24 protein-coding genes, 1 tRNA gene and 1 pseudogene are annotated in these 20,985 nt (G+C 65.1%); 16 read left to right on the forward strand and 10 right to left on the reverse strand.

Annotated features, from left to right (window positions below; genetic code table 11):
• Nucleotides 1-44: 44 nt before the first annotated feature.
• The gene (locus tag ACZ5CM_RS13575; RefSeq protein WP_464639352.1) at nucleotides 45-782 is read left to right on the forward strand and encodes a c-type cytochrome; all 738 of its coding nucleotides are present in this window, start codon (nucleotides 45-47) and stop codon (nucleotides 780-782) included.
• On the opposite strand, the gene ACZ5CM_RS13580 is transcribed toward ACZ5CM_RS13575, so the two are convergent.
• Together ACZ5CM_RS13580 and ACZ5CM_RS13585 are read right to left on the reverse strand one after the other, a co-directional pair.
• Nucleotides 746-1,480, reverse strand: a complete 735-nt coding sequence (locus ACZ5CM_RS13580; RefSeq protein WP_464639354.1) for a hypothetical protein — start codon at nucleotides 1,478-1,480, stop codon at nucleotides 746-748. The two genes, ACZ5CM_RS13575 and ACZ5CM_RS13580, sit on opposite strands and share 37 nt — an antisense overlap.
• Nucleotides 1,477-1,977, reverse strand: a complete 501-nt coding sequence (locus ACZ5CM_RS13585) for an RNA polymerase sigma factor (RefSeq protein WP_464639355.1) — start codon at nucleotides 1,975-1,977, stop codon at nucleotides 1,477-1,479. The genes ACZ5CM_RS13580 and ACZ5CM_RS13585 overlap by 4 nt, the downstream gene beginning before the upstream one ends.
• 301 nt (nucleotides 1,978-2,278) lie before the next feature.
• Between ACZ5CM_RS13585 and ACZ5CM_RS13590 the strand changes: the two genes are divergently transcribed.
• Nucleotides 2,279-2,914, forward strand: a complete 636-nt coding sequence (locus tag ACZ5CM_RS13590; RefSeq protein WP_464639357.1) for a tyrosine-type recombinase/integrase — start codon at nucleotides 2,279-2,281, stop codon at nucleotides 2,912-2,914.
• A gap of 382 nt (nucleotides 2,915-3,296) precedes the next feature.
• Nucleotides 3,297-3,545 (forward strand): helix-turn-helix transcriptional regulator, encoded by a 249-nt coding sequence (locus tag ACZ5CM_RS13595; protein WP_464639359.1) that lies wholly within the window; start codon nucleotides 3,297-3,299, stop codon nucleotides 3,543-3,545.
• 107 nt (nucleotides 3,546-3,652) lie between these two features.
• Here ACZ5CM_RS13595 and ACZ5CM_RS13600 read toward each other — a convergent pair whose 3' ends face one another.
• Nucleotides 3,653-3,916 carry a hypothetical protein gene (locus ACZ5CM_RS13600; protein ID WP_464639361.1) on the reverse strand — a complete coding sequence of 88 codons (264 nt, stop codon included), beginning with the start codon at nucleotides 3,914-3,916 and terminating at the stop codon, nucleotides 3,653-3,655.
• Between the two features lie 102 nt (nucleotides 3,917-4,018).
• Between ACZ5CM_RS13600 and ACZ5CM_RS13605 the strand changes: the two genes are divergently transcribed.
• Entirely contained in the window at nucleotides 4,019-4,564 is a 546-nt protein-coding gene (locus ACZ5CM_RS13605) for a toprim domain-containing protein (protein WP_464642622.1), read from the forward strand.
• A 413-nt stretch (nucleotides 4,565-4,977) separates the two neighbouring features.
• Here the strand turns inward: ACZ5CM_RS13605 and ACZ5CM_RS13610 are convergent.
• The 7 genes and pseudogenes from ACZ5CM_RS13610 to ACZ5CM_RS13640 form a co-directional block, all read right to left on the reverse strand.
• Nucleotides 4,978-5,427: pseudogene (locus tag ACZ5CM_RS13610) on the reverse strand (IS5 family transposase); the annotation flags it as partial.
• Between the two features lie 105 nt (nucleotides 5,428-5,532).
• Nucleotides 5,533-5,829 carry a type I-E CRISPR-associated protein Cas7/Cse4/CasC gene (locus ACZ5CM_RS13615; RefSeq protein WP_464639363.1) on the reverse strand — a complete coding sequence of 99 codons (297 nt, stop codon included), beginning with the start codon at nucleotides 5,827-5,829 and terminating at the stop codon, nucleotides 5,533-5,535.
• Nucleotides 5,830-6,188: 359 nt separating this feature from the next.
• A protein-coding gene (locus tag ACZ5CM_RS13620; RefSeq protein WP_464637742.1) for an IS3 family transposase occupies nucleotides 6,189-7,348 on the reverse strand; the annotation gives its coding sequence in 2 pieces (ribosomal slippage) (nucleotides 6,189-7,099 and nucleotides 7,099-7,348; 1,161 coding nt in all).
• A gap of 149 nt (nucleotides 7,349-7,497) precedes the next feature.
• A tRNA-Arg gene (locus tag ACZ5CM_RS13625) sits at nucleotides 7,498-7,574 on the reverse strand.
• 68 nt (nucleotides 7,575-7,642) lie between these two features.
• Nucleotides 7,643-9,028: a sensor histidine kinase gene (locus ACZ5CM_RS13630; protein WP_464639365.1), complete on the reverse strand. Its 1,386-nt coding sequence runs from the start codon at nucleotides 9,026-9,028 to the stop codon at nucleotides 7,643-7,645.
• Between the two features lie 16 nt (nucleotides 9,029-9,044).
• Nucleotides 9,045-10,463, reverse strand: a complete 1,419-nt coding sequence (locus ACZ5CM_RS13635) for a dihydrolipoyl dehydrogenase family protein (protein ID WP_464639367.1) — start codon at nucleotides 10,461-10,463, stop codon at nucleotides 9,045-9,047.
• Between the two features lie 5 nt (nucleotides 10,464-10,468).
• Nucleotides 10,469-11,209 carry a TVP38/TMEM64 family protein gene (locus tag ACZ5CM_RS13640; protein ID WP_464639369.1) on the reverse strand — a complete coding sequence of 247 codons (741 nt, stop codon included), beginning with the start codon at nucleotides 11,207-11,209 and terminating at the stop codon, nucleotides 10,469-10,471.
• Nucleotides 11,210-11,518: 309 nt separating this feature from the next.
• Here ACZ5CM_RS13640 and rpmH point away from each other — a divergent pair, with 309 nt between their 5' ends.
• The 12 genes from rpmH (at nucleotide 11,519) to ACZ5CM_RS13700 (ending at nucleotide 20,938) form a co-directional block, all read left to right on the forward strand.
• The gene (rpmH, locus tag ACZ5CM_RS13645) at nucleotides 11,519-11,653 is read left to right on the forward strand and encodes a 50S ribosomal protein L34 (protein WP_104007595.1); all 135 of its coding nucleotides are present in this window, start codon (nucleotides 11,519-11,521) and stop codon (nucleotides 11,651-11,653) included.
• A 26-nt stretch (nucleotides 11,654-11,679) separates the two neighbouring features.
• Nucleotides 11,680-12,105, forward strand: coding sequence for a ribonuclease P protein component (gene rnpA / locus ACZ5CM_RS13650; protein ID WP_464639371.1), 426 nt, complete (start codon nucleotides 11,680-11,682; stop codon nucleotides 12,103-12,105).
• Nucleotides 12,102-12,365 (forward strand): membrane protein insertion efficiency factor YidD, encoded by a 264-nt coding sequence (yidD, locus tag ACZ5CM_RS13655; protein ID WP_464639373.1) that lies wholly within the window; start codon nucleotides 12,102-12,104, stop codon nucleotides 12,363-12,365. The genes rnpA and yidD overlap by 4 nt, the downstream gene beginning before the upstream one ends.
• Nucleotides 12,366-12,447: 82 nt before the next feature.
• Complete coding sequence (locus tag ACZ5CM_RS13660; protein ID WP_464639375.1) at nucleotides 12,448-12,786, forward strand: TusE/DsrC/DsvC family sulfur relay protein; 339 nt, start codon at nucleotides 12,448-12,450, stop codon at nucleotides 12,784-12,786.
• A gap of 101 nt (nucleotides 12,787-12,887) precedes the next feature.
• Nucleotides 12,888-13,757, forward strand: coding sequence for a tRNA 2-thiocytidine(32) synthetase TtcA (gene ttcA, locus ACZ5CM_RS13665; protein ID WP_464639377.1), 870 nt, complete (start codon nucleotides 12,888-12,890; stop codon nucleotides 13,755-13,757).
• 63 nt (nucleotides 13,758-13,820) lie between these two features.
• Nucleotides 13,821-15,356 carry a putative bifunctional diguanylate cyclase/phosphodiesterase gene (locus tag ACZ5CM_RS13670; protein WP_464639378.1) on the forward strand — a complete coding sequence of 512 codons (1,536 nt, stop codon included), beginning with the start codon at nucleotides 13,821-13,823 and terminating at the stop codon, nucleotides 15,354-15,356.
• A gap of 127 nt (nucleotides 15,357-15,483) precedes the next feature.
• The gene (gene yidC, locus ACZ5CM_RS13675; RefSeq protein ID WP_464639379.1) at nucleotides 15,484-17,334 is read left to right on the forward strand and encodes a membrane protein insertase YidC; all 1,851 of its coding nucleotides are present in this window, start codon (nucleotides 15,484-15,486) and stop codon (nucleotides 17,332-17,334) included.
• Entirely contained in the window at nucleotides 17,331-18,092 is a 762-nt protein-coding gene (locus tag ACZ5CM_RS13680) for an MOSC domain-containing protein (RefSeq protein WP_464639381.1), read from the forward strand. Before yidC ends, ACZ5CM_RS13680 begins: the two co-directional genes overlap by 4 nt.
• Nucleotides 18,092-18,742 carry a ribosome biogenesis GTP-binding protein YihA/YsxC gene (gene yihA, locus ACZ5CM_RS13685; RefSeq protein WP_464639382.1) on the forward strand — a complete coding sequence of 217 codons (651 nt, stop codon included), beginning with the start codon at nucleotides 18,092-18,094 and terminating at the stop codon, nucleotides 18,740-18,742. The genes ACZ5CM_RS13680 and yihA overlap by 1 nt, the downstream gene beginning before the upstream one ends.
• Before the next feature lie 152 nt (nucleotides 18,743-18,894).
• Nucleotides 18,895-19,761 (forward strand): acetylglutamate kinase, encoded by an 867-nt coding sequence (gene argB, locus ACZ5CM_RS13690; RefSeq protein ID WP_464639384.1) that lies wholly within the window; start codon nucleotides 18,895-18,897, stop codon nucleotides 19,759-19,761.
• Complete coding sequence (locus ACZ5CM_RS13695; RefSeq protein WP_464639386.1) at nucleotides 19,758-20,444, forward strand: ferredoxin; 687 nt, start codon at nucleotides 19,758-19,760, stop codon at nucleotides 20,442-20,444. Before argB ends, ACZ5CM_RS13695 begins: the two co-directional genes overlap by 4 nt.
• Complete coding sequence (locus tag ACZ5CM_RS13700) at nucleotides 20,441-20,938, forward strand: SixA phosphatase family protein (protein ID WP_464639387.1); 498 nt, start codon at nucleotides 20,441-20,443, stop codon at nucleotides 20,936-20,938. The genes ACZ5CM_RS13695 and ACZ5CM_RS13700 overlap by 4 nt, the downstream gene beginning before the upstream one ends.
• Nucleotides 20,939-20,985 lie beyond the last annotated feature (47 nt).

A 20,985-nucleotide genomic window follows, 5' to 3' on the forward strand; every position in this document is an offset into this window, starting at 1 on the left:
TCACGCGCCGCTCCGGCCCATCCTTCTTCTGAAAACGGGACGCAATGATGAAAACTGCCACTTCATGGGCGGCGCTGTCGCTCTGTCTGTCCGCTCTGGCCGCGACCCCGGCGCTGGCCGAACTGGACGAACTTCTCTCCGGGGCCGATGCCGCGCGCGGCGAAAAGCTGTTCAAGTCGTGCAAGGCCTGCCACACGGTGGACAAGGGCGGCAAGAACCGGGCCGGGCCCAATCTCTATGGCGTGGTCGGACGGCCGGTGGCCTCGGTCGAAGGGTTCCGCTACTCCAAGGCGCTGAAAGCCTATGGCGGAGAGTGGAGCGTCGAGCGCCTCGACGCCTTCCTGACCAAGCCGCGGGCCGAGGTGAAAGGCACCCGCATGGGCTATGCCGGGATGAAGAAGGCGCAGGACCGCGCCGACCTGATCGCCTATCTCAACAGCCGCTCGGACGCGCCGCTGCCACTGGGCACGCAGGAAGAAGCCGCCGTCCCCGAGGTGGAGGAAGAGCCGGAATTCGGGGTGCTCAAGGTCGCCAAGGGCGTGGAAACCACCTATTACACCTGCACCGCCTGCCATTCGGAAATGATCGTCGCCCAGCAGGGCCTGACCCGCGACGGCTGGGCGGAACTCATCGAGTGGATGGTCGATGAACAGGGGATGGTCGAGCTTGACCCGCCCGAACTGAACGAGGTGCTGGATTACCTGGCTGCAAATTACGGTGAGGACCGGCCCAACTACCCCGACCATCAACTGCTGGAGAAGCGGCAGTTCGTCGAGGACTGAACCGCCTTGTGCAGGGCCATGACGGCGGCCTTCTGCAGGCGGTTCTGGGTGAACTGCTCCAGATAAGTCGCCGTCGCCGCGAATTTTGCCGGATCCATGCCGGTCGCGACCACCTGATAGCGGGTATTGTCGGCGGCCCATCGCCGTGTCTGGACCCCCTCCGACAGGGGCGCCGGCGCGAAGGGACCGCGCAGCACCGTCAGGCGGCAGCCCTTGAGCCCGGCGTAATGCGCCGAGGCTAGGTTGCCCTCGACCCTTGATGCCACCAGGAACAGGCCGGCCTCATCCAGCTGCGGAAAACCGTCAACGGCAGAGCCGGAGGCGGGAAGCAGCCCCGACCGGTCGCCGGGAGAGAATTCCTGCGCGACATACTGGCGATGAATGTCCAGTGCCGAGGGCGGCGCATCGGGCGTCACGAGAATGACGGCCGCCGCAATCATCGCCGCCACGGCCACCCCCGCCAGCCGCCACAGCCACGGGCGCCGGTTGTCGTTTGCGGCATTCCGGCCGTCGGCCCGGTCCGTCTCGGGGCGAAGGGCCGCAAGTGCCGATTTCACCTGATTCACCGATGTCAACGCCTCGTTCAGGGCGGGCTCGCGCTCCAGCCGCCGGGAGAAATCCTCTGCCTCGGAGCCGGTCAGTTCGCCGTCGGCCCAGGCATTGAGCTGCTCCCATTCCTGATCGGCCAGTGACTTCATGCCTGTCTGTTCCTTCGGTCCGAACCGGACCCTTCCACGAGGTTCAGCAAGGCCCTTCGTGCCCTGCTGACCCGGCTCATCACCGTTCCGTTCGGCACATCCATGACCTCGGCCGCTTCGGCATATCTCATGCCAAGTATGTCGACCAGGAACAAGACCTCGCGATATTCCGGGGTCAACTTGTCGAAAGCCCGCCGGATGAGAACGTCCCGGGCATGATCCTGCGTTTGCGGCGCGTCACGAGACAGACGCGCGAGGCTGTCGGAATATTCCCTGCGCACCCTGCGCTTTCTGAGTTCGTCATAGTGCAGGTTTCGGATCACCCGGAACATCCACGGCCGGAACGAGGCCAGAACGGTCGGCCGTTCGGGCGTACGCAGGGCACGTTCGATGGCGTCCTGCACCAGATCCTCGGCATCATCGCCGCCGGCGGTGATGAAGCGCGAATAGGCCCGCAGTTCGGGCAGAAGACTCTCGATCAGGGACAAGCGGGCCATGGGGCGCAAACTAGACAAAATGTCGCGCAAGGTCAAAACGTCGCGGATTCCGCCCGGGCGAATGCGCCAATCGGTCCCGGCCCTTCGAAACCTTGTCGCGGAAGTGGCGGACCGAGGAGCCGCCATGAGCAAATCCGACCTGTTCCGGCACTTTCCATATTTGTCAATAAATTCCGTGGCATATATACCTTCACTTGTGCGATGCCTTCCGGCATAATCCGGTTCAATCCACGTTGTTATGGGGGACATAGTGGGGGATAAATTCGTGCCAAGAGAAAACATCAGGAAACCCCAGAAGGTCTTGAGCGCGCACTTCGTGGAAACCGTCTCCAAGCCGGGCAAGTATTTCGACGGGCACGGTTTGTTCCTTCGCGTCAATTCCAACGGTTCCCGGCAATGGGTGCAGCGGATCACCATTCGTGGAAAACGCTGCGAACTCGGGCTTGGCAGCCCGCCCGCCGTATCACTGGCTACCGCGCGTCGGTTGGCCTTGGAGAATCGGGGCAAGGCGATGCTGGGAGGCGACCCGCTTGCCGAAAAGCGGAAGGCCCGTGAAGGGCTGACCTTCTCGCAGGCGGTGGACAGATACCTTGCCGTCAAGCTGACGGAGTTCCAAAACGAAAAGCACCGCAAGCAATGGCGCTCGACACTCGACCGCTACGCCGCACCGGTCATCGGGCCGAAGCAGGTTTCGGAAATCGAGGTGCAGGACGTGCTGCGCGTGCTAGAACCGATCTGGAAGGACAAGACCGAAACCGCATCACGCCTGCGCGGGCGTATCGAAAACGTGCGGTCCTGGGCGACAGTGGCAGGGCATCGGACAGGTGACAACCCGGCTCGCTGGAAAGGCAACCTGTCGGAAATACTCCCCAAACCTTCGAAAGTGGCGAGGGCCAATAATCAACCGGCTCTTGCGTTGGGCGACGTGTCGCGCTGATGGGCTGACCTTGCCCAACGCGGAGGCGTTGCGACATCTGCGACACTCGCGACGCGGGGGGCAATCTGGACCATCCCGGCTTCGCGGATGAAGAACGGGCGCGCGCATCGCGTACCACTCAGTCCCGAGGCGGTGACGCTTCTGGAATCACTGCCGCGCCTGGATGGCTCACCTTACGTTTTCTTTGCGCCGCGCGGTGGGATGCTCTCGGACATGAGTATTTCCGCTGTCATGCGCCGTATGCAGGAAGCACAGATAAAGTTGGGCGGAGCGGGGTATCTCGACCCGACAAGCAAGCGACCCGCTGTACCTCATGGACTGCGCTCGACCTTCCGGCAATAGGCGGCGGAACGGGGCTACCCGAAGTTTTGGGGGCGAGTTGATGTCTTGCGCTTTTTTCGTGCGGTCACTTCGCCCCCCTGTGAAAGAGAGGGACGGAAACGTGACCTATAGAATCTTGCGCAGGCCGGAAGTCGAAGCCCGGATCGGGCTGAGCAGGTCCACCATCTATGCACTGATCGCCGCGGGTGATTTCCCCCGTCCGATCCAGTTGGGTCCCAGGGCCGTCGGTTGGCGCGAAAGTGACATCGACGCCTGGATCGCTAGCCGCGTGAATGGGGGGGCTTCGTGATGGCGCCTCTGAAACAGCTTGCGAGGGCAACCTGCTCCCGCGCCGCGCGCGCGCTGAAGCCTATCCAACCGATGCCGGAATCCGGATGTCGGCCTGATATTGCCGGGTCAAAGCGTCTTGTGCGGGAAACGGGAGGAGCACCAATGCCCGATGCCCGCGCTCTCACCGAAGCACTTGGCGGGCGCTGGTATGGCCGTTCCGGCACGGCACCCTGCCCGGTCTGCCAGCCTGAGCGGCGGCACGATCAGAAGGCTTTGAGCATCACCGAAAAATGCGGAAGGCTTCTGTTCTACTGCTTCAAGCGTCGGTGCAGCTTCAAGGACATTGCGCGGGCCGTCGACCTGCCCCTTGGTGTAGCGCGGATCGATCATGTGGCGCGGGTTGAAGTCGACCGCAAGCGGGCAGATTTCGAGGTCGCACAGCGGGCCAGGGCCCGGTCTTTGTGGGGCCGGGGCAAGCCGATCGCCGGGACCATGGCCGCGGCCTATCTTCGCGAACGCGGGATCACCTGTGACCTGCCCGCAAGCCTGCGGTTCGCTCCCAACATCTTCCACGCGCCCACCGCCTCATGGGACTGCGCCATGTTGCCAAATGTTGCGCCCACCGGAGGAGTGCACCGGACGTTTTTCGACAAGTCCGGGAAGCGGATGGCGACATGCGCAAAGATGATGCTGGGGCCGTGCGCCGACGGCGCCGTTCGACTATCGGACGGCCCCGGGCCGCTGGTGGTGTGCGAAGGCATTGAAACCGGTCTGGCACTGCTGAGCGGGCTTCTGAGCGGCTCGGCAACCATCTGGGCCGCCTTGTCCACCAGTGGAATGAAGGCGCTGCGCCTGCCCGAAGGACCGCACCGGCTGATGATTGCCACCGACGGTGACGAAGCGGGCCGGAATGCCGGGAACCACCTGGCCGCGCGGGCCTCGGCGCTGGGTTGGAAAGTCAGCCTGTTGCCCGCACCGGAAGGCCGCGACTGGGCGGACGTCTTGGCCGCCAGAGTGAACCGGGAGGGCACGGTATGACGGACTTCAGGAAAAAGGTTGTCACGATGGACGGCGCAGTTGCCGCCGCATCCAGCTATGGCATCCAGGCGCTGGCGCAACCGGTGGAATCCGACCCGGCGAACGAAATCGCGGCGCTCGCGGAGCTGACCCAGGCCGAATATGAACGGCGGCGGCGAGACGCGGCAAAGCGGCTCGGGATACGGGTCTCGATTCTGGACACGCTCGTTGAAAAGGTGCGGGCGGGCATCGGCAGCGATGGCGGCGATGATAAACCGGCGATCACGGAACGGCTGGAACCGTGGCCCGATCCGGTGGACAGGTTGTGGTTGGCCGAAGAGATGCGAGCCCGGTTTCGGGCGCATGATGTAGTCGTCGTCCGCGTGCAACTCGCCGCCCCTGGGGGCCTTGCGCATGACGCCCCAGAACTTGCCGGGACCGGCGAAAGCCTCCGCCCGATCGGCGCTGACATAGGCCTTGTCAGCCCAGACCGATGTCTCACCGCCATGCAGAAGATCGTCCCAAATGCAACTGTCGTGGACCTTGGCCGTGGTGGTCTCCAGGCTGTGCACGAGGCCGCTGTCGGCATCGACGCCGACATGCGCCTTCATACCGAAATACCAGTAATTGCCCTTCTTCGTGCTGCTCATCTCCGGGTCGCGCTTGCCTGCCTTGTTTTTCGTCGAGCTCGGTGCGTCGATGATCGTCGCATCAACCAGCGTGCCCGAGCGCAGCGTCAGGCCGTTCTCGGCCAGATACGCATTCACCTCGGCAAAGATCGCCTCGGTCAGTGCATGACGTTCCGGAAGGTGGCGGAAATTCAGGATCGTGGTCTCGTCCGGAATACGGTCCTCGCCCAGCTCCAGCCCGGCAAACCGGCGCATCGCGTCGCTGTCGTAAAGGTGAGCTACTCCCCGATCCTTGGACAGGTTTTCGCGTAACTTAAGCTACTCTTCGCTCCTGCTGATCGGGTTGGGTTTCGTCTTTTCTCAGCCAATCGAGCACGGCTGGGGGTTTGCCGCCTCCAGCAGAATCAGGCTGGCGCGCCTGTAGGGCGCGGTCGAGCCCAGCTTGGCACCGGGGCTGACCTCGGCGATCAGGTAGATCAGGTTGTGCAGGACCGTGCCCACCAGCGCCCTGTCGCCGCCGAGATTGGAGATCAGGCCGGGAATGCCCACCACCACACAGCAGTAACAGAGTCCCGAGGTAAGTTCGGTCTCCTGGATGGTGTCGGCGCCGGTCTCGTCCTCGCGGGCTATCCCAAGGTGTGGAACACACCTTCGCATGGCTCGGCCCTCCCCCCGTCCAGGAAATGATTGGAAAAGTCCTTCGAAACCGTCGACGTCTGGATGCTCATCGCTCACACCCAGCGTCTGATCCACCTTCTTGCGCGAGCCTGAAACCAGTCAAACCGTCTCGAATCAACTTTTCGAGCACGATGTTACAGTTTCTCAACCGCGGCCACCAAGCCCGTGGAGCAGCTGCCATCAAAGACCCCTGCCCCCTGCCCGGGTGTACACGGCTGCGCAAAGCACCCTGCCGGGCGTGGTCGCCACGCGCCGCACGAACTGCTGGCAGTCACCACGAGATTCCGGCAGCGTCCAAGGCGTTCCCGGCCGTGACCTGCCCCCCAATGGTCCCTCATTCATAACGAGAGTCTGCGGGTTTGGTTTTCATAATCTGCGGTTTCGGTTTGGGCAAGCGCGCCGGGCGCGGAGCCTTTGGGTCGCTCAAGCGTCCGGCGCGCTTGGGCCGGCGTCTGGTTCCCCAGCGATGAGTGGGGCCTGACGTTGTTATAATCATAGCGCCACAGGGCCAGTTTTCGGCGGGCGTCATCGAGAGTATCGAACAGCTCCTCGTTCAGAAGCTCGTCACGCAGGCTGCCATTGAACGACTCGATGAAGGCATTTTGCTGAGGCTTGCCAGGATCGATGTAATGCCAGTCGACGTCATTGTCGTCCGCCCATTTGAGGATCGCCCGACTGGTGAACTCGGTCCCATTGTCAGAAACAATGCTTTCAGGCTTGCCATGGAGGCGGACAAGAGCATCAAGCTCGCGCGCCACACGCGCGCCCGAGATGCTGGTGTCGGCAACCAGGCAGAGGTTCTCGCGACAGCAATCGTCGATCACCGCCAGGATGCGGAACCGACGCGAAGCACCAAACGTGTCGGAGACAAAGTCCAGGCTCCATCGCTGGTTTGGCCTGATCGCCTCGGGCATTGGCGTCCTCGAGCCTCTGGCGCGCTTGCGCCCGCGCCGCCGTTTCACCGACAACCCTTCTTCGCGATACAGGCGATAGAGTTTCTTGTGGTTCATGATCATTCCCTTGCGTTCGAGCAACACGCCGATCCGTCGGTAACCGAAACGGCGGCGCTTGCCCGCAATCTGCTTCATCGCTTCGCGGATCTCCGGATGGTCCGGCGGGCGTTCGCGCCGGACCGTCTTGGGATCGACACCGACCAGCCTGCAGGCCCGGCGCTGCGAGATGCCATGATCCCGCATCGCCCGCAGCGCTGCATCACGCCGCGCGCTCGGCGTCGTCAGTTCTTTCCCAGGAGATCCTTCAGGACCGCGTTGTCCAGCATCGCATCGGCCAACAGGCGCTTGAGCTTGGCATTCTCGTCCTCAAGCATCTTCAGGCGCTTCACGTCCGAAAGCCCCATGCCGCCGTATTTCGACTTGTACTTGTAGAACGTCGCCGGGCTCAGCCCATGCCGGCGACAAACCTCCACCGTCGGCATTCCGGCCTCCTGTTCCTTGATCATCGCAATGATTTGCGCCTCCGTAAAACGGCTCTTTCGAATTCGTCTGCTCCTTTCTGATCGGGCAGACTCTACTTCAAAATGCGGGCGTTGGCGGGGGGCAGGTCAGCCGCAATGGGGGATTTTCTGGGGGACAGATTTATTGCGACACCATATAATCGGTGCCTTTTCAATAGCTTATCTTGATATGGTGGCGGACCGAGGAGGATTCGAACCCCCGACCCCCTGATTCGTAGTCAGGTACTCTATCCAGCTGAGCTATCGGTCCACTGGGGTCCGCATGTAGACTCAGCCGAAAAGCTTTGCAACCCCAAATTCGACATTCACGCGCGGGGCTCAAATGGTACCGTCGCTGCGCGGCAGGCAGATCTCGAACACGGTGCCGTCGGGACCGGTCCGTTTCAGCGACAGGGTGCCTCCATGACCGCGCACCAGCTCGGCGGAAATCGCCAGGCCGAGCCCGGTTCCACCCTTGCGCACCCCCCCCTGGAAGGCGGTGAAAAGATGCTCCTTCGCCCGTTCGGGCAGGCCGGGGCCGGTATCGGCCACCTCGATCCACCAGCTCTCGTCCTCTTCGCGGGCCCGGACGGTGACGGTTCCAGCCGTCCCCGCCCCGGCAATGGCCTGGTGCGCGTTGCGCACGAGGTTGAGAATCACCCGGAACATCTGCTCGGGGTCGGCGCGCACCATCAGCCCGCCCGGCACCGCGTTCACGAATTCCACCCTGTCGTCGGAGACGGAAAGCATCTCGCTTGCCAGCACGTCGCCGACCACGTCGGCAAGCTGGAACATCGTCAGCGTCGGCGCCGGCTCCTCGGCGCGACCAAAGGCCAGCGTGCCCTCGCACAGCGACACGGCGCGGGTGATCGAACTCACCAGCTTGGGCGCAAGGCGCCGCACCAGCGGGTCGTCGCTGGTCTCGATCCGATCGGTGAACAGCTGCGCGCTGGTCAGGATGTTGCGCAGATCGTGGCTGATCTTGGCCACGGCGGCACCAAGCTGGGCCAGCCGCTCACGCTGTTTCAGGGCCTGGGTCAACTCGGTCTGAAGCTGCTGCAGCGCCTCCTCGGCCTCGCGCAACTCGCGGATACCGGCCGACGGGCGAATGATCGAGCGGGCGTCCTCGGGGGCAGCCGCATAGCGTTTCATCACTTCGACCACGCCCTTGATCGGACGCACCAGAAAGCGGCGCACGGCCAGAAACAGCAGCAGGGCGGTCATCACCGAAATCACCGCCGACAGTACCAGGATGCGCAGCCCGTAGTCGATCATCGCCGTGCGCAGCGGCCGGGTCTCCATGGTGATCTCGATCAGCTCTCCGCCGTCGCGGACGGGGCGGCCGATGACCCGGATCACCTGGTTTTCCGGGGTCACGAGGCGGATCAGCGCATCGCGCATCAGCACCCAAGGCCGCTGCTTGCGCAGGTCGTAGGTGGCCGCCACCGGCTGCGGGATGGGCGAAGAGAGCATCAGCTGACGCATGTCGTCGCGCCGCAGCACGACGTTGAAGACCTCGGCATTCCTGAGCAGCTCGGCCTCCAGCTCGTCCGACAGCATGTCGTCGGCCAGAAGCGCCAGCGAGGCGATCTGCGCCCGCTCCAGCCGCGCCAGGAGGTAGTCCTCGCGAAAGCGCGCGATCGAGGGCACGAAGATCAGCACCTCGGCCAGCATCACGAAGACCGTGGTGAGGATCAGAAACCGCCCCGAAAGCGAATTCAGCATCTCGTCCCCTTCCGGTTCAGGGGAGCCACCTCTGCACCGCCCCGACCACGCGCTTGACAAACGGGCTGTCGAACAGCCTTGGGGAAAAATAGGCGCCCGCAGCGCGTTTGTTAACCTCGCCGATGGTGGGGTAAGGGGAAACCATCGCCGCGACCTGTCCCATCTTCAGCCGGTTGGCCAGCACCAGCGACCAGAGGCTGGCCAGTTCACCGGCCTGGTGCCCGACGATCGTCACCCCCACCGGCCGACCGCGCACCACCATGACCTTGACGAAGCCCTGCGTGCTGCGTTCGGCAATGGCGCGGTCGTTATGGACGAAATCGAAGCGGACGACCTCGACCCGCCGACCGTGGCGCGCCCTCGCCTCGGCCTCGGTCAAGCCGATCTGGGCCAGCTCGGGGTCGGTATAGGTCACGCGCGGGACATGCCCCGTGCGGGCGCGCGACGGCAGGCCGAACAGGATCGAACGCAGCACCACCCCCGCCTGGTATCCTGCCACATGGGTGAACTGCATCCCCCCCGTCACGTCGCCGATGGCGTAAACCCGGCGATTGGTGGTGCGTAGCCGCCCGTCCACCCGGATGCCCGCGCCCGTCTCCTCGATCCCCGCCGCCTTCAGGTTCAGCCCCTCGGTATTGGCCCGCCGTCCCAACGCCAGCAACAGATGCGAGCCGCGCAGCACCCGCCCAGCGGCGGTTTCGACCTCGATCGTTTCTCCGCTGCGGCGCAGGCGGGAAACGGGTGCGCCTTCGACCAGCCCGATCCCCTCCGCCTGCAGGGCCGCGCGCAGCACCTCCACCGCCTCGGGATCGTCGCGGTTCAGGATGCTCTCGCCCTCGACCAGGGTGACCTCGCAGCCCAGCCGCCGGTGCGCCTGCGCCATTTCCACGCCGACGGGGCCACCGCCGACGATTAGCAGATGCGCAGGCCGCGCGCGCAGGGTGAAAATCGTCTCGTTGGTCTCGAAGGGCACCTCGTCCACCCCCGGGATCGGCGGCACCAGCGGGGAAGATCCGGTCGCTATGACGATGCGGCGGGCCGAGATGACGTGATTGCCGGCCTGCACCTGCGCGGGCGAGATGAACCGCCCGTATTCGCGGATCACCCGGACGCCAAGGCCTTCGAACCGCTCCTGGCTGTCCATCGGGGCGATCTGCGCGATCACCTGCGCCACATGGTCCCTGACGGCGGCGAAATCAACCTGCGGCGTCGCATCCGCCACGCCAAAACCCGACGCATGCGCCTGCGCATGGGCGGCGCGGGCGGCTGCCAGCAACGCCTTGGAAGGCACGCAGCCGTGGTTGAGGCAGTCCCCGCCCATCTCGCCCCCTTCCAGGAGCACCACCCGGGCGCCCATCTGGCTGGCGCCGGCGGCCACCGACAATCCGCCTGATCCGGCGCCGATCACCACGATGTCGGTCCTGATCCGCTCCACGAAGTTCAGCCCCCCCTGCTGCGGCGAAACGCGCGGATGACGATGGGCAGCGCCGCCAGCGCGCCCAGCGCGATCAGCGGCCCGAAAACCTGCGGGTCGCGCATGATCGACAGGTCCGGCCTGCCGCCCCGGTCGAAGACTTCGCCCAGGCCGACACCGACCCATGTATAGACCGTCGCCCCCGGCACGATGCCGATAGCCGTCGTCCACAGAAAGGTGCGGGTCCTGACCCCGACCATGGCCGGCAGAAGGTTGGCAAGGAAGAAGGGAACCGCCGGCACCAGCCGCATCACCAGCAGGACGCTGACCTCGTTCGCGCGCAGGCCTTCCCGGATCCTCGCGGCCCTGCCCCGGCTTGCCTCGAACCGGGCCGACAGCACCTCGCCCATCCCCCGCCGGGCGGCAAGGAAGATCGCCGCTGCGCCGATCGTGGCCGACACCACGCTGAAGGCCGTGCCGGCAACCAGGCCGAACAGGAAGCCCCCGGTCACCGAGGCCACCGTCGCACCGGGCAGCGAGAAGGTCACGATCAGCACATAGACCGCCATGAACAGCGCCACCGCGACGCCGAAATTGCTGTCGCGCAGGGCCAGCAGTGCCTCGCGGTTGGCGGCGAGCGCGTCGAAACTCAGATAGTCGTGCAGGCTTATGGCGCCGATTGCCGCGACGGTCAGAATCACCGCAAGCGGCAGATGGCGGGTCAGCCCCCGCCGGGCGCGGCCCGGAACTTCGGTTTCGGTGGTCATGGCCCTGTCCGTCCTGTGGTCCTGCATGTCCCGACCAAGATGCGCCCGCTTCCCGCCCGGCAACAGGCCGTTCACGCCCGCTTGATTCGCCGGGGCGGATTCGTGAGCTTTTTGCCGCATTGGCGACGGATTGAAACATTTTCCCGCACAGGCGGCCGGAAAATTGTTGCAATCGGTCTCTGGTTTCCCGCCGAAACATGCGTGGCGGGGTTTGACTTGGGCGAAAACCCGCAGTAGAGACCGGACCTCTATCGAATGCACGGGGGGCGAATCCGCGCCGCACCCGACCGACAGACTGGAGACGGAGCGATGAAACGCACCTATCAACCTTCGAACCTGGTTCGCAAGCGGCGCCACGGGTTCCGCGCCCGCATGGCCACCAAGGCCGGCCGCAAGATCATCAATGCCCGCCGCGCCCGCGGCCGCAAGGTGCTGAGCGCGTAAGGCCCGGCACCCGACCATTCGCGAAGATGACACCGCCGGAGGCCCCCCAGGATGGCACTGCCAGACCGGGGAAACCGCCCCCGGCGGTGTCCGCTTCCGTGCGCCCTGCCCTGACCACCTTGCGCAAGAGGCGCGACTTTCTGGCCGCCGCGCGCGGCCGCGCGGTCGCAACCCCCGGCATGATCGTGCAGGCGCGCAAGCGCCCCCCCGGCGAGGGGGACGGCATCCGCGTCGGCTTCACCTGTTCGAAAAAGATCGGCAACGCGGTGACCCGCAACCGGGCACGGCGGCGGCTGCGCGAGGTTGCCCGCCGGGTTCTGTCCGAACTGGGGCGCGAAGGCTGGGACTATGTCCTGATCGGTCGCCGCGATGCGACGATCTCGCGCCCCTTTGACGCGCTGGCAAGAGACCTTACATTCGCGGTGAACAAACTGCACGGCGCCCGAGAATGACCATCATGGCCCGCCTCCTTGCCCTGCCGATCCGGTTCTACCGGCTCGTCCTGTCGCCATGGGTGGGGCACGGGTGCCGCTATCAGCCGACCTGCTCGGTCTATGCGCTGGAGGCGCTGGAGAAGCACGGCGCGCTCAGGGGCGGCTGGCTGGCCATTCGCCGCATCGGTCGCTGTCACCCCCTGGGCGGGAGCGGCTACGACCCGGTGCCCGAACCAGGCTCTGCCCGCGACGGCCGCAAGGACGACGATCGGACTTGACCGAATTCCCCTCACGGTTAAAATCAAAAATTGGAATGTATGAATGGATCGGCGCATGCCGGGAAACGCGGGAGGAGAACGCATGTCCTTTGAATTCGAGGGCAGGACCATCGAGACCAACGAACAGGGCTATCTGGTCAACCAGGACGACTGGTCCGAGGAGATGGCCGAGGTCATGGCAAGGAACGAGCATATCGAGCTGACCGACCGGCACTGGGACGTCATCAACTACCTGCGCGACGAATATTTCAACAATCGCGGGAACCAGCCCAACACCCGCACGATCATCAAGGCCATGAGCGCGGCCTGGGGCGAAAAGGTCAAGCAGAAGGATCTTTACGACCTTTTCCCGCTGGATCCCTCGAAGCAGGGCGGCCGGATCGCCGGCTTGCCCGAGAGCAAGCGCAAGGGCGGCTACTGAATCGCGGATGTGCCCGGGCAGAGGCCTCTGCCCGCCCGATCCTGGCCTCGGCCCTTGCCTCGCGCCTTGCCCGGGGCGGCCAAACCCTCTAAAGCCGCCCCATGCTGGACGACAAGGACGACATCCACCCGCTGTTTGCCGGCGCGCCATCGACCACGGCGTTTCGAAAGCTGCGCAAGCGGATCGTGCGCCAGACCCGCGAGGCGATCGAGCAATACGGCATGGCCCGGCGGGGCGATCGCTGGCTCGTCTGCCTGTCGGGCGGCAAGGATTCCTACACCCTTCTGGCCGCGCTTTACGAACTGAAATGGCGCGGCCTTCTGCCGGTGGATCTGCTGGCGTGCAATCTCGACCAGGGCCAACCGGGATTTCCTTCGACCGTCCTGCCCGAGTTCCTCGAACGGATGGGGGTGCCCCACCGGATCGAGTATCAGGACACCTATTCGGTGGTGAAGGAAAAGATCCCCCAAGGGCGGACCTATTGCGCGCTGTGCTCGCGCCTGCGCCGGGGCAATCTCTACCGCATAGCCCGCGAGGAGGGCTGCTCGGCGGTGGTTCTGGGTCATCACCGCGACGACATCCTCGAGACCTTCTTCATGAACCTCTTTCACGGCGGGCGGCTGGCCACCATGCCGCCGAAGCTGGTGAACGAGGAAGGCGACCTGTTCGTGCTGCGTCCGCTGGCCCACGTGGCCGAGTCCGATTGCGAGAAATTCGCCCGCGCCATGAACTATCCGATCATCCCCTGCGACCTGTGCGGAAGCCAGGACGGGCTGCAACGCCAGCAGGTGAAGGCGATTCTCGACCAGTGGGAGCGCAACAGCCCCGGTCGCCGGCAGGTGATGTTCCGGGCCCTGATGAATGCGCGGCCCTCGCACCTGCTGGACCCGAAACTGTGGGATTTCCAGGGACTTGAACTGCACCCCCGCCGAAAGGCGGAGCATTCGGACGGCTTCCCCGACCTGCGTTAACGCGGCGGTCAGACCCTTCGCATAATCTCGGCCGGCAACATGCCTGAGGGGAAAGGGCGAAGGATGCGAAGGCTGCCGGGAAAACTGCTGCAATTCCACGATCGGCTCCTGCCGGTGCTGACCGGCCCGCCGATGCTCGCCTTCCTGCCGGCGCTGGTACTCGGCGCGTTCTGGGCCGGCGGCGAAACCGCGCTGATCCTGCTGGCCCTCGGTCTGCCGCTGGCCATGGCCATGACCGGCGCGCTGGATCCACGAAGAAACACGCGCCGCGACGGCGCCACGGGCCTCATGCTGCGCGACGGCTTCGACGAGGCACTGCGACGCATCACCGCGCAAACCAACGGAACCGGGCTGCGTTCGGCCTGTTTTCTGCTTCATCTCGACGATTTCGATCTGGTCTGCGACCGTCATGGGGCCGAAGCGGCGACAGCGCTTGCCCGACATTGCGGCGACCGGCTGACCTCGGCGCTGCGCACGGGCGACGTGGTGGCCCGGCTGGACGACAACCGCTTTGCGATCTGCCTGGCACCGGTCCGGCAGCTCGACCTGGAACTGTGCATCCAGCTGGCCGGCCGGCTTCAGGCCGCGATCGAGGAACCCGCGCATATCGACGGGATGACGCTTTACGTTTCCTGTTCGATCGGATTCTGCATGCGTAACCGCTCGCCCGGCCCGACAGCAACCGACTGGTTCGAGGCCACCGCCTCGGCACTGGCCGAGGCCCGACAGAACGGGCCGTCCTCGATTCGCGCCTTTGCTGCCGACATGCCCCTGCGTCCGGGGCGCAGCCGTCAACTCGCGCTCGAAGCGGCGGAGGCGCTGGAAACCGGGCAGATCCGCCCCTGGTTCCAGCCGCAGATCTCGACCGATACCGGCCAGGTATCGGGGTTCGAGGCGCTGGTCCGCTGGGAGCACCCGCAGCTTGGCACGCTGGCCCCAGATGCCTTCCTGCCTGCCATGACCGAGGCCGGTCTGATGCCCCGGATGGGTCAGGTCATGCTGCACCACGCGCTGCAGGCATTGCGCAGCTGGGACGCGGCCGGGGTTGCCGTGCCCAGGGTCGCGATCAATTTCGCCACCGAAGAACTGCGCGACCCCTCGCTTGCCGACCGCGTGCGGTGGGAGCTGGACCGCTTCCAGCTGACCCCGGATCGCCTGAGCATCGAGATCCTGGAAACAGTGGTGGCGGACCGGCCCGACGACACGGTTCTGCGCAATATCGCCGAACTGGGCGCGATGGGCTGTGCGATCGAACTGGATGATTTCGGCACCGGCCGGGCCTCCATCTCGGCCATCCGCCGGTTCTCGGTCTCGCGGATCAAGATAGACCGCTCCTTCGTCACGCGCGCCGACCGTGATCCCGATCAGCAGCGCATGATCGGCGCAATTCTCACCTTCGCCGAAAGGCTGGAGCTGGAAACACTGGCCGAAGGCGTCGAAACGGTGGGGGAGCATGCGCTTCTTGCCCAGCTCGGCTGCGATCATGTTCAGGGTTTCGGCATAGGCCGTCCCATGCCCTTCGCCGATACCACCGCCTGGATCGCCGCCCACAGGGCGAAATTGCAGGATGCCCCGCCAATTCAGCGGAAAACCGGCTAAAGATCGCATGATCGTGTAGGTGCAAGGGCGACAGTGATCTGCCAATCGAAGCGAATCCGCTTGACCTTTGAGACCGCACTCTGTTGAACGCACCCTTGTTATCCTCGGCACAAGGTGGCTGTCCCCGATGGACGATCAGAACAAGAATCTCATCCTTGCAACCGCGCTCAGCTTTCTGGTGATCCTCGTCTGGTTCCTGCTCTTTCCCCCGCCGGAGCCGGAGACCGTCGCCGAACAACCGGCCACCGCAACGACACAGGACACGCCGGAGGCGCCGACGGCCCCTGCCACCGCCCCGGCGAGTTCCGCACCGGCCGCAGATGCCGGCAATGCCGCCCGCCCGGATACCGCCGACAGCGCATTGGCCAAGGCGCCGCGCATTCCTGTGGACACGCCCAGCCTGACCGGCACGATCTCGCTTCTGGGCGGGCGCATCGACGACCTGTCGCTGAAGAATTATCGCGTCTCGATCGAAGACGATGCCGATATCGTCCGGGTCCTGACCCCGGCCGACCAGCCGGAAAACTTTTATGCCGTCTATGGCTGGGCCCCCGGGCAGGGACTGGCCATCGACGAGGTGCCCGGCCCCAACACCGAGTGGCGTGCACAACCGGGCGCAAGGCTGACCCCGGACAGCCCGGTGACACTGACCTGGGACAACGGCAAGGGCCTGATCTTCCGGCGCGAGATCTCGGTGGATGACAAGTTCATGTTCACCGTCACCCAGACGGTCGAGAACCACTCGGGCAGGACCGTGAGCCTTGCCCCCTACAGCATCCTCGCCCGCAGCGGGACCGGCAAGGAGGGTGAACCGTCGGACCTCAAGAAGTTCTTCATCCTGCATGAAGGCCTGATCGCCATGGCCGACGGCGAGCTCACCGAAGCCAAGTACAAGGACATGCGCGACTATGCGACCTCCCCCCAGTGGGGTGGGCCGACCGAGATCACCAATGTCGAGAACAGCGGCTGGATCGGGTTCACCGACCACTACTGGATGTCCACGCTGATCCCGGCCGGTGGCGAGTCGTTCAAGTCCGTGGCCACCTTCGACCCGCAGCGCAAGATCTACCAGACCACGGCCATGCTGCCGACGCAGACGCTTGCCGATGGCGCCAGCAGCACCGCCACGACCCGGCTGTTCTCGGGCGCCAAGGAATGGGCGACGATCCGCGACTATCAGAAGGCCGGGGTCGATCGCTTCGTGGACAGCATCGACTGGGGCTGGTTCTTCTTCCTGACCAAGCCGATCTTCTGGCTGCTGCACAACCTCAACGCCCTGATCGGCAACATGGGCTGGTCGATCATCGGCCTGACGATCATCATCAAGGCAATCGTTCTGCCGCTCGCCTTCAAGTCCTACATCTCGATGGCCAAGATGAAGGAACTCCAGCCGCAACTGGAGGCGCTCAAGGAAGCTGCGGGCGACGACCGGCAGAAGCTGCAGCAATCGATGATGGAACTCTACAAGAAGGAAAAGGTGAACCCAGCTGCGGGCTGCCTGCCGGTGCTGCTTCAGGTTCCGATCTTCTTCTCGCTCTACAAGGTGATTTTCGTCACCATCGAGCTGCGCCAAGCACCGTGGTTCGGCCCCTTCCAGGATCTCAGCGCACCGGACCCGACATCGCTGTTCAACCTGTTCGGCCTGCTGCCGTGGAGCGGACCGGAGCCCGGCTCTCTCATGGCCACGATCTTCATCGGCATCCTGCCGCTGCTTCTGGGGATATCCATGTGGCTCCAGCAGAAGCTGAACCCCGCGCCCACCGATCCCACGCAGCAGATGATCTTCGCCTGGATGCCCTGGGTATTCATGTTCATGCTGGGCCGCTTCGCCAGCGGGCTGGTGCTCTACTGGATCACCAACAACACGATCACCTTCATCCAGCAGTATTCGATCATGTCCATCCACGGGAAACGCCCGGACCTGTTCGCCAACATCCGGACCAGCTTCAAGCGCAAGCCCAGGGCCGAGAAGAAATGACCGCCCGCGTCGCGGAAATCTGGCGTCACCCGATCAAGTCGCACGGGCGCGAGCGCATCGACATGGTGAAGCTCGCGCCCGGGCAGGCAATCCCGTGGGACAGGCGCTGGGCCGTGGCGCATGAACGCTCGTGCTTTGATATCGACAACCCCCGCTGGCAGCCCTGCACCGAATTCTCGCGCGGGGCCAAATCCCCGCGGCTGCAGGCGATCTGGGCACAAGTCGATCCCTGGCGGCGAACCATAACGCTTCGCCACCCCGACCGGCCGGACCTGACCATCGATCCCGACAACGAAGACGGCGCGAACAGGTTCATCCAGTGGGTGATGCCGATTTCCAACGGCAACCGCCTGCTTCCGGCCCGGCTGGTACGGGCGGGCGACACCCCCATGACCGATACCGATTTCCCGTCGATCTCGATCATCAATCTCGCCTCGCACCGCGAGGTGGCCGCGCGTCTGGGGCAGGACATCTCGCCTCTCCGCTGGCGCGGCAACCTGTTGATCGAAGGGCTTGCCCCCTGGGCCGAAAACGACTGGCTCTGGAAGACGATCCGGCTCGGCGAGGTCGAGCTGGAAGTCGTCGAACGGATCGCCCGCTGCTCGGCCACCACCGCCAACCCGGAAACTGGCGAGCGCGATGCCGACACGCTTCGGGCGCTGCGCGGGGGCTGGGGACACCAGGATTGCGGCGTCTACGCAAAGGTCACCCGGGGCGGCACCCTGCGCGAAGGCGACCCGGTCGAGGTCATCGGCTGATGCAACTCGACTTTCCGCTTGCCGAAACGCCGGACGAGGGCGCACTTGAACGCGGCCGGAAACTCTTTACCGGCGAGGTGAGTTTTCTGAAGGGCGTGGTGGCCCTGTCCGGACTGCCCCCGGCCGATCGGATCGAAGTCTGTTTTGCCGGCCGCTCGAACGTCGGCAAATCCAGCCTCATCAACGCCCTGACCGGACGCAGCGGCCTTGCCCGCGCATCGAACACACCGGGGCGCACACAGGAAATCAACTACTTCACTCTGGGGCACAGCCACTACCTGGTGGACCTGCCGGGATATGGTTACGCCAATGCACCGGTGAAGGTGGTGGAACGCTGGCAGCGCCTTCTCAAACGGTACCTGAGCGGCCGCTCCACGCTTCGCCGCGCCTTCGTGCTGATCGACGCCCGCCACGGGGTCAAGGCGGTGGACGAAGAAATCCTCGCCCTGCTCGACGCCAGCGCCGTCACCTTCCAGTGCGTGCTGACCAAGGCCGACAAGGTAAAGGCGAAGGACCGCAACCGGGTCCTGGCGCAGGTCCGAAGCGCCCTTGCAAGCCACCCCGCCGCCTTCCCCGAGATCGTTCTGACCTCCTCGGCCAAGGGCGAAGGCATCCCGACCCTCCGCGCGATCATCGCCGATCTCGCCTGACCCGCCAGACCTTCCTCTTGCCCGAAATACTCCGGGGGGTGAACTGGCTGGCAGGCCAGGAGGGGGGCAGCGCCCCCCTGGTTAACTCGCCCATCCATCTTGCACAGCACTCCATTCCGTGACACCACCGGGGCAAACGGATGACCGGACCCATGAAGACACGCCCCATGAAACGCGACTGGATTGCAACCGCACACACGCTTTCGCACGCCCTGCCGTACCTGCAGCGCTACAACGACGCCATCGTGGTCATCAAGCTGGGTGGCCATGCCATGGGCAGCGACGAGGCGATGGAAAGCTTTGCTCGCGACGTGGTGCTGATGCGACAGGTGGGGGTCAATCCGGTCGTCGTTCACGGGGGCGGACCGATGATCAATGCCATGTTGAAACGGCTCGACATCGCCTCGGAATTCGTGGGCGGCAAGCGGGTGACCGACAAGGAAACCATGGAAGTGGTCGAGATGGTCCTCTCGGGCCTGGTCAACAAGCGCATCGTTCAGGCCATCAATGCCCAGGGCGGCATGGCCGTGGGGCTGTCGGGCAAGGATGCCCGGCTGATGATCTGCGACCAGGCCGACCCCGCGCTGGGCCTCGTGGGCACGCCGGCCGAGATGAACCCGCAACTGCTGCAGACGCTGTTTGCCAGCGACATGATCCCGGTCATCGCCCCTCTTGGTGCCGGGCGGGGCGGCGAAACCTTCAACGTCAATGGCGACACGGCGGCCGGCGCCATCGCCGCGGCGCTGAAGGCCGACCGGCTCCTGCTGCTGACCGACGTCCCCGGGGTCAAGGATGCCAGTGGCGAGGTGGTGACCGAGCTCAAGGCCGAGGACATCCGGCGGATGATCCGCAACGGCGTGATCGCCGGCGGTATGATCCCCAAGACCGAAACCGCGCTGGCCGCGATCGAAGGCGGCGTGCGCGCGGTCGTCATCCTCGACGGGCGCGCGCCGAATGCCTGCCTGCTGGAACTGTTCACCGAACATGGCGCCGGATCCCTGATCCGGCCGGACGATTGACCGATACGCCCTCCACCACCGGCGGCCGCATCCTCGACCTGATCGAACAGGCCGCACGAGGCGAGGGGCTTGATGTCATGGGCGCGCTGCATCCGGCCCGCTCGGGCGCGCGCCGGCCCGGTCACGGCACGCTGATCCTGCTGGGCGCGGGTGCCGGCTTCTGGCCGGTCTTTCGCACCTCGCCCGAAGCGGCCGACGGAGCCCCCGATCCGGTCGATCGCTGGTCAAGGCGGGTGGTCGATGCGCTGGCGAAAAGATTCGGTGCCCGGGCGCTCTACCCGTTCGGAGGGCCGCCGCACCAGCCCTTCACCGACTGGGCGCTCAAATCGGGGCGCGCTTTCCAGAGCCCGACGGGCATGCTGGTGCATGATACCGTGGGGCTGATGATCTCGTATCGCGGGGCGCTTCACCTGAATGAGGAAATCGGCATTCCTGCCGGCGGCACCCCCTCTCCCTGCATCAGCTGCGCCGACCGCCCCTGCATTTCCGCCTGTCCGGTCGGAGCGCTGCGCGAAGGCCGCCCCTATGACGTGGCAGGTTGCCACAGCCATCTGGACACACCGGCGGGGAATGCCTGTATGATGAACGGGTGCGCCGCGCGGCTGGCCTGTCCGCTGAGTCGCGGCGCCGATCGACAACCGGAGCAATCCGCCCTGCACATGAAAGCGTTTCACCCGAAATGACCAAGACCCTGATCCTGATGCGTCACGCCAAGTCGAGCTGGAATCACCCCGGCCTCGACGACCACGACCGCCCCCTCAACAAGCGCGGGCGTCGCTCCGCCGAGGCCCTCGGAAACTGGCTGCGGGAAAAGGGTTACCTTCCCGATCAGGTGCTGTGCTCGGACGCCATCCGCACCAAGGAAACCTTCGGGCACCTGCGGCTGGATGCGAAGGTGGAATACCTGCCCGAGCTCTACCGCGCCACCGCCAACCAGATCCTGCGCGCCCTGTCACGCGCAAGTGGCGACACGGTCCTTCTTCTGGCCCACAATCCGGGCATTTCGGGATTCGCCCAGGGCATCGTGGCCGAACCCCCCGAACATCCGCGCTTCGAGGACTTTCCAACCGGCGCGACGCTGGTTCTGCGGTTCGACGAGGACAGCTGGGACCGCATCAAGTGGCGCGGCGGGGAGGTGGTCGATTTCGTGGTGCCCCGCGAACTGATGGGCGAATGACAAAGGGCCGGGCGCACTGCCCGGCCCTTCCCGTTTCTGCCCGGCCC

Source organism: Piezobacter thermophilus, assembly GCF_055386745.1.